Annotated in this window: 22 protein-coding genes; 11 read left to right on the top strand and 11 right to left on the bottom strand. The window is 60.1% G+C overall.

The annotated features are described in order from the left end of the window. Positions 1 to 60 precede the first annotated feature (60 nt). Positions 61 to 915, top strand: coding sequence for a carbon-nitrogen hydrolase family protein (locus J4D25_RS10825; protein ID WP_057716429.1), 855 nt, complete (start codon positions 61 to 63; stop codon positions 913 to 915). 12 nt (positions 916 to 927) lie between these two features. Next, positions 928 to 2,370 (top strand): metalloprotease TldD, encoded by a 1,443-nt coding sequence (tldD, locus tag J4D25_RS10820; protein WP_057716428.1) that lies wholly within the window; start codon positions 928 to 930, stop codon positions 2,368 to 2,370. Positions 2,371 to 2,418: 48 nt separating this feature from the next. Here the strand turns inward: tldD and yjgA are convergent, their stop codons facing one another. Next, positions 2,419 to 2,943, bottom strand: a complete 525-nt coding sequence (yjgA, locus tag J4D25_RS10815) for a ribosome biogenesis factor YjgA (RefSeq protein WP_057716427.1) — start codon at positions 2,941 to 2,943, stop codon at positions 2,419 to 2,421. A gap of 108 nt (positions 2,944 to 3,051) precedes the next feature. Between yjgA and pmbA the strand changes: the two genes are divergently transcribed. The 6 genes from pmbA (at position 3,052) to J4D25_RS10785 (ending at position 8,407) form a co-directional block, all read left to right on the top strand. Then, complete coding sequence (gene pmbA / locus J4D25_RS10810; RefSeq protein WP_057716426.1) at positions 3,052 to 4,398, top strand: metalloprotease PmbA; 1,347 nt, start codon at positions 3,052 to 3,054, stop codon at positions 4,396 to 4,398. A gap of 249 nt (positions 4,399 to 4,647) precedes the next feature. Next, complete coding sequence (locus tag J4D25_RS10805; RefSeq protein ID WP_057716425.1) at positions 4,648 to 5,043, top strand: hypothetical protein; 396 nt, start codon at positions 4,648 to 4,650, stop codon at positions 5,041 to 5,043. Beyond that, positions 5,036 to 6,412: an aspartate ammonia-lyase gene (locus tag J4D25_RS10800; RefSeq protein WP_057716424.1), complete on the top strand. Its 1,377-nt coding sequence runs from the start codon at positions 5,036 to 5,038 to the stop codon at positions 6,410 to 6,412. Before J4D25_RS10805 ends, J4D25_RS10800 begins: the two co-directional genes overlap by 8 nt. 27 nt (positions 6,413 to 6,439) lie before the next feature. Then, a complete protein-coding gene (locus tag J4D25_RS10795; protein ID WP_057716423.1) occupies positions 6,440 to 6,868 on the top strand; it encodes a hypothetical protein in 429 nt (142 codons plus the stop codon). Positions 6,869 to 6,870: 2 nt separating this feature from the next. Further along, positions 6,871 to 7,482 carry a superoxide dismutase gene (locus J4D25_RS10790; RefSeq protein WP_057716422.1) on the top strand — a complete coding sequence of 204 codons (612 nt, stop codon included), beginning with the start codon at positions 6,871 to 6,873 and terminating at the stop codon, positions 7,480 to 7,482. 31 nt (positions 7,483 to 7,513) lie between these two features. Next, positions 7,514 to 8,407, top strand: coding sequence for a ZIP family metal transporter (locus J4D25_RS10785; protein ID WP_057716421.1), 894 nt, complete (start codon positions 7,514 to 7,516; stop codon positions 8,405 to 8,407). Between the two features lie 28 nt (positions 8,408 to 8,435). Here J4D25_RS10785 and J4D25_RS10780 read toward each other — a convergent pair whose 3' ends face one another. The 10 genes from J4D25_RS10780 to J4D25_RS10735 all read right to left on the bottom strand — a co-directional run bounded on the left by J4D25_RS10780 (position 8,436) and on the right by J4D25_RS10735 (position 15,522). Further along, positions 8,436 to 8,708 carry an HPr family phosphocarrier protein gene (locus tag J4D25_RS10780; RefSeq protein ID WP_057716420.1) on the bottom strand — a complete coding sequence of 91 codons (273 nt, stop codon included), beginning with the start codon at positions 8,706 to 8,708 and terminating at the stop codon, positions 8,436 to 8,438. A 15-nt stretch (positions 8,709 to 8,723) separates the two neighbouring features. Next, the gene (rapZ, locus tag J4D25_RS10775; protein WP_057716419.1) at positions 8,724 to 9,581 is read right to left on the bottom strand and encodes an RNase adapter RapZ; all 858 of its coding nucleotides are present in this window, start codon (positions 9,579 to 9,581) and stop codon (positions 8,724 to 8,726) included. A 2-nt stretch (positions 9,582 to 9,583) separates the two neighbouring features. Further along, positions 9,584 to 10,048, bottom strand: a complete 465-nt coding sequence (gene ptsN / locus J4D25_RS10770) for a PTS IIA-like nitrogen regulatory protein PtsN (RefSeq protein WP_008046148.1) — start codon at positions 10,046 to 10,048, stop codon at positions 9,584 to 9,586. Between the two features lie 12 nt (positions 10,049 to 10,060). Further along, on the bottom strand, positions 10,061 to 10,369 hold the full coding sequence (gene hpf / locus J4D25_RS10765) for a ribosome hibernation-promoting factor, HPF/YfiA family (protein ID WP_007941242.1): 309 nt from the start codon (positions 10,367 to 10,369) through the stop codon (positions 10,061 to 10,063). 74 nt (positions 10,370 to 10,443) lie between these two features. Further along, the gene (locus tag J4D25_RS10760; RefSeq protein ID WP_015093497.1) at positions 10,444 to 11,937 is read right to left on the bottom strand and encodes an RNA polymerase factor sigma-54; all 1,494 of its coding nucleotides are present in this window, start codon (positions 11,935 to 11,937) and stop codon (positions 10,444 to 10,446) included. Between the two features lie 246 nt (positions 11,938 to 12,183). Then, the gene (lptB, locus tag J4D25_RS10755) at positions 12,184 to 12,909 is read right to left on the bottom strand and encodes an LPS export ABC transporter ATP-binding protein (protein ID WP_008054366.1); all 726 of its coding nucleotides are present in this window, start codon (positions 12,907 to 12,909) and stop codon (positions 12,184 to 12,186) included. Then, positions 12,909 to 13,457, bottom strand: coding sequence for a lipopolysaccharide transport periplasmic protein LptA (gene lptA, locus J4D25_RS10750; protein ID WP_057716418.1), 549 nt, complete (start codon positions 13,455 to 13,457; stop codon positions 12,909 to 12,911). The genes lptB and lptA overlap by 1 nt, the downstream gene beginning before the upstream one ends. Beyond that, entirely contained in the window at positions 13,444 to 14,016 is a 573-nt protein-coding gene (gene lptC / locus J4D25_RS10745) for an LPS export ABC transporter periplasmic protein LptC (protein ID WP_057716417.1), read from the bottom strand. The genes lptA and lptC overlap by 14 nt, the downstream gene beginning before the upstream one ends. A gap of 7 nt (positions 14,017 to 14,023) precedes the next feature. Continuing rightward, positions 14,024 to 14,548, bottom strand: a complete 525-nt coding sequence (locus tag J4D25_RS10740; protein ID WP_008018712.1) for an HAD family hydrolase — start codon at positions 14,546 to 14,548, stop codon at positions 14,024 to 14,026. Next, positions 14,548 to 15,522 (bottom strand): KpsF/GutQ family sugar-phosphate isomerase, encoded by a 975-nt coding sequence (locus J4D25_RS10735; RefSeq protein ID WP_057716416.1) that lies wholly within the window; start codon positions 15,520 to 15,522, stop codon positions 14,548 to 14,550. The genes J4D25_RS10740 and J4D25_RS10735 overlap by 1 nt, the downstream gene beginning before the upstream one ends. 275 nt (positions 15,523 to 15,797) lie before the next feature. On the opposite strand from J4D25_RS10735, the gene J4D25_RS10730 reads away from it, so the two are divergent. Genes J4D25_RS10730 through mlaD form a run of 3 tightly spaced genes read left to right on the top strand, consistent with a single transcriptional unit; the run spans position 15,798 to position 17,871 of the window. Continuing rightward, entirely contained in the window at positions 15,798 to 16,607 is an 810-nt protein-coding gene (locus J4D25_RS10730; RefSeq protein WP_007986707.1) for an ATP-binding cassette domain-containing protein, read from the top strand. After that, positions 16,607 to 17,404: a lipid asymmetry maintenance ABC transporter permease subunit MlaE gene (mlaE, locus tag J4D25_RS10725; protein ID WP_057716415.1), complete on the top strand. Its 798-nt coding sequence runs from the start codon at positions 16,607 to 16,609 to the stop codon at positions 17,402 to 17,404. The genes J4D25_RS10730 and mlaE overlap by 1 nt, the downstream gene beginning before the upstream one ends. After that, entirely contained in the window at positions 17,404 to 17,871 is a 468-nt protein-coding gene (mlaD, locus tag J4D25_RS10720; protein ID WP_007970271.1) for an outer membrane lipid asymmetry maintenance protein MlaD, read from the top strand. Before mlaE ends, mlaD begins: the two co-directional genes overlap by 1 nt. The last annotated feature ends 7 nt before the right edge of the window (positions 17,872 to 17,878 follow it).

Here is a 17,878-nt window from a genome sequence, read left to right as displayed (position 1 = left end):
ACTCATCGCGAGCAAGCTCGCTCCTACAAGGTCTGTGTTGGTTTCAATAAGGAAAAGGCCATGTCTCTAGCGGTGATTCAAATGGTCAGCCAGAGCGATGTGCTGGCCAATCTGGCCCAGGCCCGGCGGCTGCTCGAGCGAGCGGCCGCCGGTGGCGCGAAGCTCGCGGTATTGCCGGAGAACTTCGCCGCCATGGGCCGGCGCGACATTGCCGACATCGGACGCGCCGAAGCACTGGGCGAAGGCCCGATCCTGCCCTGGTTGAAACAGACCGCACGCGACCTCAAGTTATGGATTGTGGCCGGCACGTTGCCGTTGCCGCCGGTGGATCAACCGGCGGCCAAGGTGCATGCCTGTTCGTTGCTGGTCGATGACCAGGGTGAAACGGTGGCGCGCTACGACAAGCTGCACCTGTTCGACGTCGACGTGGCCGACAATCGCGGCCGTTATCGTGAATCCGATGACTATGCTTATGGCAGTGGGGTCGTGGTGGCGGACACACCGGTTGGGCGGGTTGGCCTGACGGTCTGTTACGACTTGCGCTTCCCGGAGCTGTACAGCGAATTGCGCGCGGCCGGTGCGGAACTGATTACCGCCCCTTCGGCCTTCACGGCGGTGACCGGCGCGGCGCATTGGGATGTGCTGATTCGCGCACGGGCCATCGAGACACAATGTTATGTGCTCGCGGCTGCCCAGGGTGGGACGCATCCGGGGCCGCGGGAAACTTTCGGTCATGCTGCCATCATCGACCCGTGGGGGCGTGTGCTGGCACAACAGGATCAAGGCGAGGCCGTGCTGCTGGCCGAACGCGACAGCAGCGAACAGGCGTCCATCCGGGCGCGCATGCCGGTGTCCAGTCACCGGCGCTTTTTCTCGCAGGGCGCCCAGCGACCTGCATCAGAACGACGAATTTAAGGCGTAAAGCATATGAGCGAGTTGTTGTCCTCAGTCAGTGAACACCTGCTGGCGCCCGGTGGCGTCACGATCGAGAGCCTGCAAGGCGTGCTCGGCGACCTGGCCGGGCCGGGCATCGATGCGGCCGACCTGTATTTCCAGGGGCAGATCTCCGAGTCCTGGGCGCTGGAAGACGGCATCGTCAAGGAAGGCAGCTTCAACCTTGACCAAGGTGTGGGCGTGCGCGCGCAATCGGGTGAAAAAACCGGTTTTGCCTACAGCAATGCCATCACCCTGGAAGCCCTTGGCGCGGCGGCGCGGGCCGCCCGTTCGATTTCCCGCGCTGGCCAGAATGGCACCGTGCAGGCATTCACCAGCCAGGATGTCGCGCAGTTGTATGCGCCGGACAATCCCCTGGAAGTGCTGACCCGTGCCGAGAAAGTCGATTTGCTCAAGCGAATCGATGCCGCGACCCGCGCCCTCGACCCTCGCATCCAGCAAGTCACCGTGAGCATGGCCGGTGTCTGGGAACGGATTCTGGTGGCTTCCACCGACGGCGGTCTGGCGGCGGATGTACGGCCGCTGGTGCGCTTCAACGTCAGTGTGATCGTCGAGCAGAACGGTCGCCGCGAGCGCGGGGGGCATGGCGGTGGCGGTCGGACCGATTACCGTTATTTCCTCGGCGAAGACCGCGCCATGGGCTATGCCCGTGAAGCGTTGCGCCAGGCGCTGGTCAACCTCGAAGCCATTCCGGCACCGGCCGGTACCTTGCCGGTGGTGCTCGGTTCCGGCTGGTCGGGCGTGTTGCTGCACGAAGCGGTCGGTCATGGTCTGGAAGGCGACTTCAACCGCAAGGGCAGTTCGGCCTACAGCGGTCGCATGGGCGAGATGGTTGCGTCGAAGCTGTGCACCATTGTCGATGACGGCACCCTGGCCGGTCGCCGTGGCTCGTTGAGTGTCGACGACGAAGGCACGCCGACCGAGTGCACCACGCTGATCGAAAACGGCGTACTCAAAGGCTACATGCAGGACAAGCTCAACGCCCGCCTGATGGGCGTGGCACGCACCGGTAACGGCCGTCGCGAATCCTACGCGCACCTGCCGATGCCGCGCATGACCAACACCTACATGCTCGCCGGCGAAAGCGACCCGGCGGAAATCATCGCTTCGGTGAAGCGCGGCATTTACTGCGCCAACCTGGGTGGCGGTCAGGTGGACATCACCAGCGGAAAGTTCGTGTTCTCCACCAGCGAGGCGTACCTGATCGAGGACGGCAAGATTACCGCTCCGGTCAAGGGCGCGACCCTGATCGGCAACGGGCCGGAAGCCATGAGCAAGGTGTCGATGGTCGGTAATGATCTGTCGCTGGACAGCGGCGTGGGTACGTGTGGCAAGGATGGGCAGTCGGTGCCGGTGGGTGTCGGCCAGCCAACGCTGAAGATTGATGCGATCACCGTGGGTGGCACGGGGTCGTAAGAAGTGAGGCTGCGGGTGAGCTGCGAGGCAGCTCACCCGCTTCGAGAATTAACGCAGACCGCGTTGAGTCTCGTCCAGCTCACGGATGTACTTGAAGATTTTACGGCTGGAAGCAGGAGGTTTGTTTTGCGCAACCTCATGCTGGGCCTGACGGATCAGGGAACGCAATTGCTGGCGGTCCGCGTCCGGGTAGTCGACGACGAATTTTTCCAGTACGGCATCGTCGCCGGCAATCAGACGATCGCGCCAGCGTTCCAGGTTATGGAAGCGTTCGTTGTATTGACGGGTGGAGGCATCGAGTTGATCGAGCAGAACCAGAATGGCGGTAGTGTCCTGATCGCGCATCAGTTTGCCGATGAACTGAAGGTGCCGTTTTCGCGCGATGTTCGCGGTGTGCTTGGGCGCATCGGCCAGAGCCCGACGCATTCCGTCGGTCAAGGGCAGTTTTGCCAGCAAGTCAGGCTTGAGTGTTGTAAGGCGCTCGCCAAGGTCAACCAGAGCATGCAGCTCGCGTTTGACCTGGGATTTGCTTTTTTCTCCCGTATCGAGGGAGTCGTCGTAAGAATCAACCATGGTGGCCGTCCGCAAAGAAACGCCGCCATGATAACCAGTCGGGGGCCGCTTGTCCGGCCCGGTCGCTCGATGACCGTTACCGAAAGCAGAATTTGAGTGGAGAACAGCATGAGTGCAGTTGAAAGCGTCGGCCCACAAGCGTTGCCGGCACTGCAGGAACAAGTCGAGCAGATCATCGCTGAAGCCAAGCGCCAGGGGGCCAGCGCCTGTGAAGTGGCGGTGTCGCTGGAGCAGGGGTTGTCGACTTCGGTGCGCCAGCGTGAAGTCGAAACCGTTGAGTTCAACCGCGACCAGGGGTTTGGCATCACCTTGTACGTGGGGCAACGCAAAGGCTCGGCCAGCACTTCGGCCAGCGGTCCTGATGCGATTCGCGAAACCGTCGCCGCTGCACTGGCCATTGCCAAACACACTTCGGAAGACGAAGCCTCGGGCCTTGCGGATGCCGCGCTGATGGCGCGCGATATTCCGGATTTCGACCTGTTCCACCAATGGGACATCACTCCGGAACAAGCCATCGAACAGGCCCTGGCCTGTGAAGCCGCGGCGTTTGCCGCCGACAGCCGGATCAAGAACGCCGACGGCACCACCCTCAGTACCCATCAGGGCTGCCGCGTTTATGGCAATAGCCACGGCTTTATCGGCGGTTACGCATCGACTCGGCACAGCCTGAGCTGCGTGATGATCGCCGAGGCCGATGGCCAGATGCAGCGCGATTACTGGTACGACGTGAACCGCCAGGGCAATCTGCTCGCCGACCCGGTGAGCATCGGTCAACGCGCTGCGCAACGGGCGGCAAGTCGTCTGGGCGCACGTCCGGTACCGACTTGCGAGGTGCCGGTGCTGTTTTCCGCAGAGTTGGCTGGGGGGCTGTTCGGCAGTTTCCTGTCGGCGATTTCCGGCGGCAGCCTGTATCGCAAGTCGTCCTTCCTTGAGGGCACTCTCGGGCAGAAGCTGTTTCCGGAGTGGCTGACCATCGACGAACGTCCGCATCTGATGCGTGCCATGGGCAGTGCAGCGTTCGACGGTGATGGTTTGGCAACCTACGCCAAACCGTTCGTCGAAAAGGGCGAGTTGGTGTCTTACATCCTCGGCACCTATTCCGGCCGCAAGCTCGGTATGCCGAGCACGGCCAACGCCGGTGGCGTGCACAACCTGTTCGTCACCCATGGCGACGAAGACCAGGCGGCGTTGCTGCGGCGCATGGGCCGTGGCTTGCTGGTGACTGAATTGATGGGGCAGGGCCTCAACATGGTCACCGGCGATTACTCCCGTGGTGCAGCGGGTTACTGGGTCGAGAACGGTGAAATCCAGTTCGCGGTACAGGAAGTGACCATCGCCGGCAACATGCGCGACATGTTCAAGCAGATCGTTGCCGTGGGTAATGACCTGGAACTGCGCAGTAACATTCGCACCGGCTCGGTGCTGATCGAGCGGATGACGGTGGCAGGCAGCTAAGCCACGGCCGCTTCACCAAAAGGCGCGCCACCCATTGGGTGGCGCGCCTTTTTTGTTGGCTACAACTCAGATCCCCTGTGGGAGCGAGCTTGCTCGCGATAGCAGCGTGTCAGACGAAATCAATGTTGAAAGTGATGACGCCTTCGCGAGCAGGCTCGCTCCACAATGGATCTGCTGTGTCGGTACGGCCTTGTTTTGGTTATCATTATCATATAATAATAAATCTCATTATCGAATGAGCCCCGGATCATGAGTTCTGCCTTGCACGAGCAGCCTTACCTCGAAAGCTGGCGCTGGATGAGTCGCCAGATCCGTTGCGCGATGAACCCCGACGAGCCTCGCCTGATCGACCACTACCTGGCCGAAGGCCGGTACCTGGCGTGTTGCACGGCCACCTCACCCTGGACCGTCGCCGAAACTGCCTTCCGATTGTTGCTCGATACCGCCGCCGATGTCGCGCTGCCGTGGCATTGGCGCACTTACTGTCTTGACCAGGCCTGGCGCCCGCTGCGCGAACTGGAACGCCTCTCGTTGTGCAAATGCCGCCTCAAGCGCTGGCAGAGCTACACCTGGCAACTCGCTACCTGTGAGTTGCAGCCCTCGATTCCTCTCATAGAACTGATGCAAGGATCTCCCGATGAGTAATACCCGTATCGAACGCGACAGTATGGGCGAGCTTCAGGTCCCGGAAGACGCCCTCTACGGCGCACAGACCCAGCGTGCGGTGGATAACTTCCCGATCAGCGGCAAACCGATGCCGGTTCAGTTCATCCGCGCCTTGATCCTGGCCAAGGCAGCGGCCGCCCGCACCAACGTCGAGCTCAAGCAGATCGGCGAAGCCCAGGGCAAAGCCATCGTCGACGCAGCCCAAGGCTTGCTCGAAGGCGATTTCATGCAGCACTTCCCGGTGGATGTGTTCCAGACCGGTTCCGGTACCAGCTCGAACATGAACGCCAACGAAGTGATCGCCACGCTGGCCAGCCGCTTGCTGGGCGAGGCGGTGAACCCCAACGATCACGTCAACTGCGGGCAGAGCAGCAACGACATCATCCCGACCACCATTCACGTCAGCGCAGCACTGGCGCTCCATGAACAACTTCTGCCGGCGCTGACGCATCTGGTGCAGGTCATCGAGCGCAAGGCCGAGCAGGTTCATCACCACGTCAAAACCGGGCGTACGCACCTGATGGACGCCATGCCGGTGCGCATGAGCCAGGTGCTCAACGGTTGGGCGCAGCAGCTCAAGGCCAACATCGGCCATCTGCAGGACTTGCAGCCAAGCCTGCAATCCCTGGCTCAAGGCGGCACGGCGGTGGGCACGGGTGTCAACGCCCACCCCGAGTTCGCGGCGCGTTTCAGCCAGCAGCTAAGCAAATTGACCCGGGTTGAGTTCCAGCCAGGCAAGGACCTGTTCGCGCTGATCGGCTCCCAGGACACTGCCGTTGCCGTCTCCGGACAGCTAAAGGCCACTGCCGTGTCGCTGATGAAAATCGCCAACGATCTGCGCTGGATGAACTCCGGCCCGCTGGCCGGCCTTGGCGAGATCGAACTGCAAGCCTTGCAGCCGGGTTCTTCGATCATGCCGGGCAAGGTCAACCCGGTCATTCCAGAGGCCACCGCGATGGTCGCGGCTCAGGTCATCGGCAACGACAGTGTTATCACCATCGCCGGTCAGTCGGGCAATTTCGAACTGAACGTGATGCTGCCGATCATCGCCCAGAACCTGCTGAGCAGTATCGAGTTGCTGGCCAATTCCAGTCGTCTGCTGGCAGACAAGGCCATCGCCAGCTTCAAGGTCAACGAAGGCCGGATCAAGGAAGCTCTGTCACGCAACCCGATTCTGGTTACCGCGCTCAACCCGATCATCGGTTACCAGAAAGCTGCCGAGATTGCCAAGAAGGCCTATCAGCAAGGTCGGCCGGTGATTGACGTCGCACTGGAACATACCGACCTGACGCGCAGCCAGCTGGAAGAATTGCTCAACCCGGAAAAACTCACTGCGGGCGGCGTCTAAGCCCCGTTACCGCTTTGGAGGCGCACCATGGAGCACTGGAAACGCACGATCGAAAGAGCCAATCGCTTTTTCATGCTGGGTGAACTGGTCGATGCCCGCGAGGCGTACCTGCAGGCATTGGCTCTGGCCCAGGTGCTGTTCGAGCGCTGGGCGGATGCCGACGAAGCGGTAGCGGCCTGCGTGATTTCCCATCACAACCTGGCGGACCTGCACTTGCGTCTGAATCAGCCGGAGGAGAGCGCCGAATACTTGTGTGCCATCCACCAACGGCTCTTGCAGACCATGCAGGACCCACGGCTACCTCAAACATTGCGAGAAGCCGCGTTGCGCCAGAGCAGCAAGACCTACGTCGAGCTGCTGAATTTCATCAGTGAGCACGGCGAGTATCCGCGTACCCATCGGCTGCTGCACATCGATGCCGCTTCGCCTGAGCCTCATCATCAAGGAGTCCATTGAACATGGCTTTTACCTTGCCTGCCTTGCCGTACGCCTACGACGCCCTGGAGCCGCACATCGATGCGCAGACCATGGAGATCCACTACACCAAGCATCACCAGACCTACATCAATAACCTGAACGCGGCTGTTGAAGGCACCGAGTATGCCGAGTGGCCCGTGGAGAAGCTGGTGTCCGCCGTTCAGCAACTGCCGGAAAAACTACGGACGGCGGTGATCAACCAAGGTGGCGGCCACGCCAATCATTCGTTGTTCTGGGAAGTCATGGCGCCCGACGGTGGTGGCGAGCCCGAAGGCGTGCTGGCCAAGGCCATCGATGAACAACTGGACGGTCTCGACAGCTTCAAGGAAGCCTTTACCAAGGCCGCGTTGACCCGCTTCGGCAGCGGCTGGGCCTGGCTGAGCGTGACCCCGCAAAAGACCTTGGTGGTGGAAAGCAGCGGTAACCAGGACAGCCCGTTGATGAACGGCAATACCCCGATTCTGGGCCTCGACGTCTGGGAGCACGCCTATTACCTGCGTTATCAGAACCGTCGTCCGGAGTACATCAGCGCGTTCTACCGCGTGATCAATTGGCCGCAAGTCGCTGCGCGCTATCAGGCCGCACTGGTTTAAGTCTTCCATAAAAACAATCCAAGGCTGGACTATGGGCACTGAAACACTGGCGATCGGAAATGGACGGATGTTTCGTTACGCGTTTGGATCGCTGTTACTGCTGGCGGGAATGAGCCTTTTGGTTGCCCATGGGCTGGCATGGCTCGACCTTGAGCCGAAGTTGCTGCGCGCACTGCAGGGCGGTGCGATCTGCGCCTTGGGTACCGCGCTGGGCGCGGTGCCGGTGTTGGTGATTCGGCGGATGCCGCAGAGGCTTAGCGACACTTTGCTTGGCTTTGGCGCTGGCGTGATGCTGGCTGCGACGGCATTTTCGCTGATCGTTCCGGGCATCTCTGCCGCCGAAGGGCTTGGACTGTCACCTTGGGCGTCCAGTGGGTTGATCAGCTTCGGCATTATGCTCGGCGCCTTCCTGTTGTTCCTGGTGGATCGGAAGGTCTCTGGCGCCAGCCCGGACATGCTGGTCGGCACGCTGGAACGACCGGTCATTGCTCCGCGGATCTGGCTGTTCGTATTTGCCATCATCGCCCACAACATCCCGGAAGGCATGGCGGTAGGTGTTTCGGCCGGTGGCGCAATGCCTGACGCCGACAGCCTCGCCATGGGCATTGCCTTGCAGGATGTACCGGAAGGGTTGGTCATCGCTTTGGTGCTGGCCGGGGCAGGGATGTCCCGGGGCAAGGCGTTCCTGATCGGTGCGGCGTCAGGTTTGGTAGAACCGGTGTTCGCACTGCTATGCGCGTGGCTGGTGAGCCTGGCCGAACTGCTGCTGCCTTTGGGATTGGCGCTGGCGGCGGGGGCGATGCTGCTGGTGGTGACCCACGAAGTCATTCCCGAGTCGCGCCGCAATGGTCATGACAAGCTTGCCAGCCTCGGGCTGCTGATGGGGTTTTGTTTGATGATGGTGATGGATACGGCCCTCGCTTGATTTGTGGTGAGGGGCTTTTGTGGTTGTATTACTCGCCTTCGTCGAAGAAGTTGTTGATCAACGCCACCAGAGCATCCAGCGCTTCCTGTTCCTGCTCGCCTTCTGTACTCAAGTGGATCGTGGTGCCTTTGCCGGCGGCCAGCATCATCATCGCCATGATGCTTTTGCCATCGACCATGGACTGTGGTGTACGTCCGGCCCTGATCTGGCACGGGAACTGACCTGCTACCCCAACGAATTTTGCAGAAGCGCGAGCGTGCAGACCCAGTTTATTGATGATTTCGATTTCCAGAGCAGGCATCGCGATGTGAATCCTTTAGCTGAGGTCGCGGTGGCGGACCTGGACGTTCTTCAGGGATTGTTGCAGCGTTTGCCCCAGACGCTCGGTCAGGTAGACGGAGCGGTGATGTCCGCCAGTGCAGCCAATGGCAATGGTGACGTAGGCGCGGTTGCTGGCGGCAAAGCGAGGCAGCCACTTTAGCAGGTATGTGGAAATGTCCTGGAACATCTCTTCGACATCCGGCTGAGCCGCCAGGTATTCGGCAACCGGTTGATCGAGCCCGGACTGTTCGCGCAACTCCGGTTTCCAGTAAGGGTTGGGCAGGCAGCGCACATCGAACACCAGGTCGGCGTCCACCGGCATGCCGCGCTTGAAGCCGAAGGATTCAACCAGGAACGCAGTCCCCGGCTCCGGCTGATTCAACAGACGCAGTTTGATGGCATCGCGCAGTTGATACAGGTTCAGGCTGGTAGTGTTGATCTTGAGATCGGCGAGGTCGGCAATCGGCCCGAGCAGGACGCTCTCGACGCTGATGGCTTCGGCCAGCGAGCGGTTGGCGTTGGTCAGGGGGTGACGCCGTCGGGTTTCCGAGAAGCGCTTGAGCAGTGTTTCTTCGTCGGCGTCCAGGTACAGCACATCGCACTGGATGTGGCGGGCACGGACTTCCTCGAGCAGGTCGGGGAAGCGTGACAGGTGGCTGGGCAGGTTGCGCGCGTCAATGGAAACGGCGACCAGCGGCTGCAACATCTCGGTATGAACCAGGGCGCGTTCGGCCAGCTCCGGCAGCAGGCCGGCTGGCAGGTTGTCGATGCAGTAGTAGCCGCTGTCCTCAAGAACGTCGAGGGCGGTACTTTTACCTGAGCCGGAACGGCCACTGACGATGATCAAGCGCATGATTACTGACCGTTTTGCTCGTCAAGGACAACCTGATACAGGGCTTCGTTGCTTGCAGCACTACGCAGCTTTTCGCGAACTTCCTTGCGGTCGAGCATGCTGGCGATCTGTCGCAGCAGCTCAAGGTGCGCATCGGTGGCGGCTTCCGGGACCAACAGCACGAACAGCAGGTCAACCGGCGCGCCGTCGATGGCGTCGAAATCGATAGGGGCGTCCAGGTGCATCAATGCACTGATGGGCGAAACACAGCCCTTGAGACGGCAATGTGGAATAGCGATGCCATTGCCAAACCCGGTGGAGCCGAGTTTTTCACGGGCGATCAGCGCCTCGAAGACATCTTGCATCTCCAGGGCCGGCACTTCGCGGGCGATAAGATTGGCAATTTGTTCGAGGGCTTTCTTTTTACTGCCTCCCGGCACGTTCACCAGGGAACGGCCGGGGGTCAGGATACTTTCAAGTCGGATCATGGGTTGGGAGTGTTAACGACCGGTTGCGCCCTGGAGGAGGCTCTGGGTCTTTTCCTTATGCTTTTTGAGTTGTTTATCCAGCTTGTCGGTGAGTGCGTCGATCGCGGCATACATATCGGTATGTTCCGCGTTGGCGACCACTTCATTCCCGGGAATATGCAGCGTGGCTTCGATTTTCTGCTTCAGTTTTTCGACGGTCATCGTGACCTGCACATTAGTGATCTTGTCGAAATGTCGCTCCAATCGTTCGAGTTTTTCGCCGATGTAGGTGCGAAGAGGTTCGGTCACTTCCAGTTGGTGTCCACTGATGTTGACTTGCATACAGCTTCTCCTTCGTTGCCAGTGCATAAAGCGGTAGATCAGATGATCTACCACTGGAACGCTGTGGCGTGGCCCTACATCAACCGCTTGCGTTCGCTCGAAGGCGCGATCCCGAGGGATTCGCGGTACTTGGCGACGGTGCGGCGAGCCACCTGAATGCCTTGTGCCTCCAGTAAACCAGCGATCTTGCTGTCACTCAACGGCTTTTTCTGATTTTCCGCTGCAACCAGTTTTTTGATGATCGCCCGGATCGCCGTGGACGAGCATTCGCCGCCTTCGGAGGTGCTTACGTGACTGGAAAAAAAGTACTTCAGTTCATAAATGCCCCGGGGGGTGTGCATGAACTTCTGGGTGGTCACCCGTGAAATCGTCGATTCATGCATGCCGACCGCTTCGGCGATGTCATGCAGGACCAGCGGCTTCATGGCTTCGTCGCCGTACTCCAGAAAGCCGCGCTGATGCTCGACGATCTGGGTGGCAACCTTCATCAGGGTTTCATTGCGGCTTTGCAGGCTCTTGATGAACCAGCGGGCCTCCTGCAACTGATTGCGCATGAAGGTATTGTCGGCGCTGGTGTCGGCGCGGCGCACGAAACCGGCGTACTGGGCATTGACCCGCAGCCGTGGCACCGACTCCTGATTGAGCTCCACCAGCCAGCGCTCGTTGTCCTTGCGCACGATGACGTCAGGGACGACGTACTCGGCTTCGGTGGACTCGATCTGTGAGCCCGGGCGCGGGTTGAGGCTCTGGACCAGCTCGATGACCTGGCGCAGCTCATCTTCCTTGAGCTTCATGCGACGCATCAACTGGCTGTAGTCGCGGCTGCCAAGCAGGTCGATGTAATCGGTGACCAGGCGCTTGGCCTCGGCCAGCCAAGGGGTCTTGGCAGGCAGCTGGCGCAATTGCAGCAGCAGGCATTCGCCCAGGTTGCGGGCGCCGATGCCGGCGGGCTCGAATTGCTGGATGCGGTGCAGGACGGCTTCGATTTCGTCCAGTTCGATGTCCAGTTCCGGGTCGAACGCTTCGAGGATTTCCTCGAGGGTTTCGTCCAGGTAGCCCTGATTGTTGATGCAGTCGATCAGGGTTACGGCGATCAGGCGATCGGTGTCGGACATCGGGGCCAGGTTCAGTTGCCACAGCAAGTGGCTCTGCAGGCTTTCGCCGGCCGAGGTGCGGGTGGTGAAGTCCCACTCGTCATCATCATTGCTGGGCAGGCTGCTGGCGCTGGTCTGGTAAACGTCTTCCCACGCGGTGTCGACGGGGAGTTCGTTGGGGATACGCTCGTTCCAGTCACCCTCATCGAGGTTATCAACCGTCGGGGCGCTCTCCTGGTAGGAGGGCTCCTGGATGTCGGTGTTGGGCTTTTGTTCGGCGTTGTCGGCCAGGGGGTCGGAATTGTCGAAGTCGTCGCCTTCTTCCTGGCGTTCGAGCATCGGATTGGACTCCAGGGCCTCCTGGATTTCCTGTTGCAGGTCCAGGGTCGACAATTGGAGCAGGCGGATGGCCTGTTGCAGCTGCGGTGTCATCGTCAGCTGCTGGCCCATTCTCAAGACTAGCGATGGTTTCATGGCAGGGGCTTAACACCTTATTCGCCGGCGCACATGCGCCATCCACTACAGGGCGCCGGGGCGCCAAACTTAAGCAAATTATATGCCTGAAACTAAAGGGTTTGCCTAGAGCGCTGTAACAATAAAAAACTATAAAGCTGTGTTGCAGCGCTGCCCTTGTCGAGGGCTGACCACGCTTGTCGGCACGGAAGCGCTGGTGAGTGGCTGGTCAGGTGCCCGGGCAACTGCCTGGGCACGGCTCAGCGCTTACAGGCGGAACTCATGGCCCAGATACACTTCCTTGACCAGGTCGTTGGCCAGGATGGTCTCTGCGTCGCCTTCGGCAATCAGTTGGCCGTCATTGACGATATAGGCGGTTTCACAGATATCCAGGGTTTCACGAACGTTGTGGTCCGTGATCAGCACGCCAATGCCCTTGGCCTTGAGGTGGTGAATGATCTGCTTGATGTCGCCGACCGAAATCGGGTCCACGCCGGCGAAGGGCTCGTCGAGGAGGATGAATTTCGGGTTGGTGGCCAGGGCGCGGGCGATTTCCACGCGACGGCGCTCACCACCGGACAGGCTCATGCCCAGGTTGTCGCGGATGTGGCTGATGTGGAATTCCTGCAGCAGGCTTTCCAGCTCCTTGCGACGACCGGCCTTGTCGAGTTCCTTGCGGGTCTCGAGGATGGCCATGATGTTGTCGGCCACCGACAGTTTGCGGAAGATCGATGCTTCCTGCGGCAAGTAGCCGATACCGGCCTTTGCGCGGCCGTGCATCGGTTGGTGGCTGACGTCCAGGTCATCGATCAGGACACGGCCCTGGTCGGCTTGCACCAGGCCGACGATCATGTAGAAGCAGGTGGTCTTGCCGGCGCCGTTCGGGCCAAGCAGGCCGACGATCTGGCCGCTGTCGATGGACAGGCTGACGTCACGCACGACCTGGCGGCTCTTGTAGCTCTTGGCCAGATGCTGAGCTTTCAGAGTTGCCATTACTGGGCCTTTTTCTCGTCGGTTTTCTTCTTCGGCTGGATCACCATGTCGATACGCGGACGCGCCTCGGTGACTTTGCTGCCTGTGGCGCGACCGGCGCTGGCGAGTTTCTTGTCCGTGTCGTAGACAATTTTCTCGCCTTGGGTGACGTTGTTGTCCTTGTCGACAACTTTGGCCTTGTCGATCAGTACGACGCGATTTTGCGAAGCGTGATACTGGATCGTCACGCCCCAACCCTGGACAGGCTTGGTGTCGCCAGCCGTTTGCAATTGCTCGAAGTACGCCAGGTTGCCCACCGAGGTCACTACGTCAATGTCGCCAGCCGGGGTGCGGGTGATGGTAACGGTGTTGCCTGTCACCTTCATCGAGCCTTGGGTGATGATCACGTCACCCTTATAGGTAGCAATACCTTGCTTGTCGTCCAGTTGGGCATCGTCGGCCTGAATACGGATAGGCTGCTGTTGGTCTTCCGGCAGAGCCCAGGCGCTCACGCTTCCCAGTGCTGCGCCCAGACTGAGCAAAATCGGGAGGGTTTTAACGAGCCTCATACTGTCCTCTTACGTTCGATAGCAGGTGTATCCTGCTTTCTTTCAAATACGCTTTCATTCCCTTGCCAGTCGATACACCGCCAGCGCCGTCGATTCTAACGTCTTGCTCGGTCTGCGCATATTGCTGCTGCGGGAACACGGTCATGCGGGTGCTGGTGATCAGGGTTCTACGGTTTTTCTCGTCGAAGCGCGTGATGCGCACGTCATCGATCAGTTCGACCTGTGTGCCATCAGGGTTGACCTCGCCGCGCAGGCTCTGGACGTGCCACGGGAATTCAGTGCCGCGGAACACATTCAGGTCGGGATTGGTCAGCAATGTCACCTCGGTCGCTTTCACGTGCTCGACCTTGTCGGACACCAGATCATATTGCAGCTTGCCGTCGGGCAGGTACTGCACGCTGTGGGCGTTGATGGCGTAATAGTCGATCGCGCTTTCATCGACCGGCGTTACCGGCTTGTCGAGGAAGCGTTCCGGGCTGATGTTCCAGTAGCCAACCGCAGCGAATATCGCCGCGATGCAACTGAACATCAGGGTGTTGCGAAATTTTTTGCTCAGCATAGTGGGCTCACAGGTACGCCGCATTGGCCGCGTCGAGGCGGTCCTGGGCGCGCAGGATCAATTCGCAGAATTCGCGAGCGGCACCTTCGCCGCCACGGGCGAGGGTGATGCCGTGGGCGTGTTCACGCACGAAGCTGGCGGCATTGGCCACCGCCATGCCCAGGCCGACGCGGCGAATCACCGGCAGGTCCGGCAGGTCATCGCCGAGGTAGGCCACCTGTTCATAGCTCAAGTTGAGTTGGGCCAGCAGTTCGTCGAGTACCACCAGTTTATCCTCGCGACCCTGATAGAGGTGCGGGATACCGAGGTTTTTGGCCCGCCGCTCGACCACCGGGGTCTTGCGGCCACTGATGATGGCGGTCTGCACACCGGCGGCCATCAGCATCTTGATGCCCTGGCCGTCGAGGGTGTTGAACGTCTTGAACTCGCTGCCGTCTTCGAGGAAGTACAGGCGCCCATCGGTCAGCACGCCATCGACATCGAACACTGCCAGCTTGATCTGTTTGCCGCGTTGCAGCAGGTCCGCACTCATTACATTACTCCTGCACGCAGCAAGTCGTGCATGTTCAAGGCGCCGACCGGGCGGTCTTCACTGTCGACTACGACCAGCGCGTTGATTTTATGGTCTTCCATGATTTTCAGCGCTTCGGCGGCGAGCATCTCGGCGCGGGCAGTCTTGCCGTGTGCTGTCATGACCTGGTCGATGGTAGCGCTATGGATGTCGATGCTACGGTCCAGCGTGCGACGCAAGTCACCGTCAGTAAAGATCCCGGCCAGCTTTCCGTCGGCTTCCAGGATCACGGTCATGCCCAGGCCTTTGCGGGTCATTTCCATTAGCGCGTCCTTCAGCAGGGTGCCGCGCTGTACTTGCGGTAACTCTTGCCCGGCGTGCATGACATTTTCCACTTTCAGCAGCAGGCGTCGGCCCAGGGCGCCGCCGGGATGGGAAAAGGCGAAGTCTTCCGCGGTAAAGCCACGGGCTTCCAGCAGTGCGACTGCCAAGGCATCGCCCATGACCAGGGCGGCGGTGGTCGACGAGGTGGGGGCCAGGTTCAACGGACAGGCTTCGTGCTCGACGTGAACATTCAGGTTGACCTCGGCGGCCTTGGCTAGCGGCGAGTCAGGCTTGCCGGTCACGCTGATCAACTGAATGCCCAGGCGCTTGATCAGTGGCAGCAGGGTCACGATTTCATTGGTGGAGCCGGAATTCGAGAGCGCCAGAATGATGTCGTCGCGGGTAATCATGCCCATGTCACCGTGGCTGGCTTCAGCCGGGTGCACAAAAAACGCCGTGGTGCCGGTGCTGGCCAAGGTCGCGGCAATCTTGTTGCCGATGTGTCCCGACTTGCCCATGCCGACCACGACCACGCGGCCTTTGCTGGCCAGAATCATCTCGCAAGCGCGTACGAAATCTGCGTCGATATGGGGTAGCAGGCCTTGCACGGCTTCTACCTCGAGGCGGATGGTGCGTTGTGCAGATTGAATCAGGTCGCTGGATTGGCTCATGTCAGAAATCGTATAGCCTGATGAAAAGGCGGCGATTATAACGGTTATGATCGAATCCCTCACGCTAGTTCGTCGCGCATTGCCATCCTTGTTGCCGGAAACCTTCTAAACGGGGCCTTCAACCTGTCATGCGGCTGAACATGACCTGGCTTTGGCCTTGGGCGCGCAGCCGTTGCAGTGATATAGTTCGCCGCCAGTTCGGCCTGCCCGGGAGGTATGTGCTTTTGTCAGAAAGCCAGGCGTCCGAGTGAGAGGCTGCATCGCAAGGAGTTTAGATGAGTGCCGATAACGCCTACGCGGTCGAGCTGAAGGGACTGTCCTTCAAGCGCGGTGCGCGCAGCATTTTCAATAATGTCGATATCCGTATCCCGCGCGGCAAGGTCACCGGCATCATGGGGCCTTCCGGGTGTGGCAAGACCACGCTCTTGCGTCTGATGGGCGCCCAGTTGCGGCCCACCAAGGGCGAAGTCTGGGTCAACGGTCAGAACCTGCCAAAACTGTCGCGCAGCGACCTGTTCGACGCGCGCAAGCATATGGGCGTGCTGTTTCAGAGCGGCGCACTGTTTACCGACCTCGATGTCTTCGAGAACGTCGCTTTTCCGTTGCGTGTTCATACCCAACTGCCGGATGAAATGATCCGCGACATTGTCCTGCTCAAATTGCAGGCCGTGGGCTTGCGCGGTGCCATCGAGCTGATGCCCGACGAGCTTTCCGGCGGCATGAAGCGCCGTGTTGCGCTGGCCCGGGCGATTGCGCTCGACCCGCAGATCCTCATGTACGACGAGCCCTTTGTCGGTCAGGACCCCATCGCAATGGGCGTTCTGGTGCGCCTCATCCGGTTGCTCAACGATGCGCTGGGCATCACCAGCATCGTGGTATCCCACGACCTGGCCGAGACCGCGAGCATTGCCGATTACATTTACGTGGTGGGCGATGGTCAGGTGTTGGGGCAGGGGACGCCGGACGAGTTGATGAATTCGGATGAACCGCGCATTCGTCAGTTCATGACCGGCGAACCCGATGGCCCGGTTCCGTACCACTTTCCAGCGACGGATTACCGCGCAGATCTTCTGGGGAAGCGCTGATGCGCAGAATTTCATTGATGGAGCGCGTTCGCCGCTTCGGCCAGGCCGGCATCGATGTGCTGGCGGTGTTCGGGCGTTCGAGCCTGTTCCTGTTCCATGCCTTGCTCGGCCGGGGCGGTATCGGTGGCGGCTTCGGGCTGCTGGTCAAGCAGTTGCATTCGGTGGGCGTGATGTCCCTGGTGATCATCGTGGTCTCCGGGGTGTTCATCGGCATGGTGCTGGCGCTGCAGGGCTTCAACATTCTTTCCAGCTATGGTTCGGAGCAGGCTGTCGGGCAGATGGTGGCGCTGACGCTGCTGCGTGAACTGGGGCCGGTAGTGACCGCCTTGCTGTTCGCCGGGCGCGCAGGTTCGGCGTTGACCGCCGAAATCGGCAACATGAAGTCCACCGAACAGTTGTCCAGCCTGGAAATGATCGGGGTCGACCCGCTCAAGTACATCATCGCGCCACGCCTGTGGGCCGGTTTCATTTCCCTGCCGGTGCTGGCGATGATTTTCAGCGTGGTGGGTATCTGGGGCGGCTCGTGGGTAGCGGTCGACTGGCTGGGGGTCTATGAGGGCTCCTACTGGTCGAACATGCAGAACAGCGTGACGTTCGCCGACGATGTGCTCAACGGGATCATCAAAAGTATCGTCTTTGCCTTTGTCGTGACCTGGATCGCCGTATTCCAAGGCTATGACTGCGAACCCACTTCCGAGGGGATCAGTCGTGCCACTACCAAGACCGTTGTATATGCCTCGTTGGCAGTACTCGGCCTGGACTTTATTCTGACCGCCTTGATGTTTGGAGATTTCTGATGCAAAACCGCACCCTGGAAATCGGTGTCGGCCTTTTCTTGCTGGCTGGCATCCTGGCTTTGCTTTTGTTGGCGTTGCGGGTCAGTGGCCTGTCCCCGACTCCGAGCACCGACACGTATAAACTTTACGCCTACTTCGACAATATCGCCGGTTTGACGGTCAGAGCAAAGGTGACCATGGCCGGTGTGACCATCGGCAAGGTCACGGCCATCGATCTGGATCGCGACAGTTTCACCGGTCGGGTGACCATGCAGCTGGAAAAACGCATCGATAATCTGCCGGCGGACTCCACTGCATCTATCCTGACTGCTGGCCTGTTGGGCGAGAAGTACATCGGTATCAGCGTGGGCGGGGAAGACACCCTGCTCAAGGATGGTGGAACCATCCATGACACGCAGTCATCGCTGGTGCTCGAAGACCTGATCGGTAAATTCCTGCTCAATACCGTTAGCAAAGAAGCTAAATGAGGAACTG

The sequence above is a fragment of the Pseudomonas sp. GW456-L13 genome, from assembly GCF_017350115.1.
Taxonomy (GTDB): Bacteria; Pseudomonadota; Gammaproteobacteria; order Pseudomonadales; family Pseudomonadaceae; genus Aquipseudomonas; species Aquipseudomonas jessenii.
This window is presented reverse-complemented; position numbering and strand designations above follow the sequence as displayed.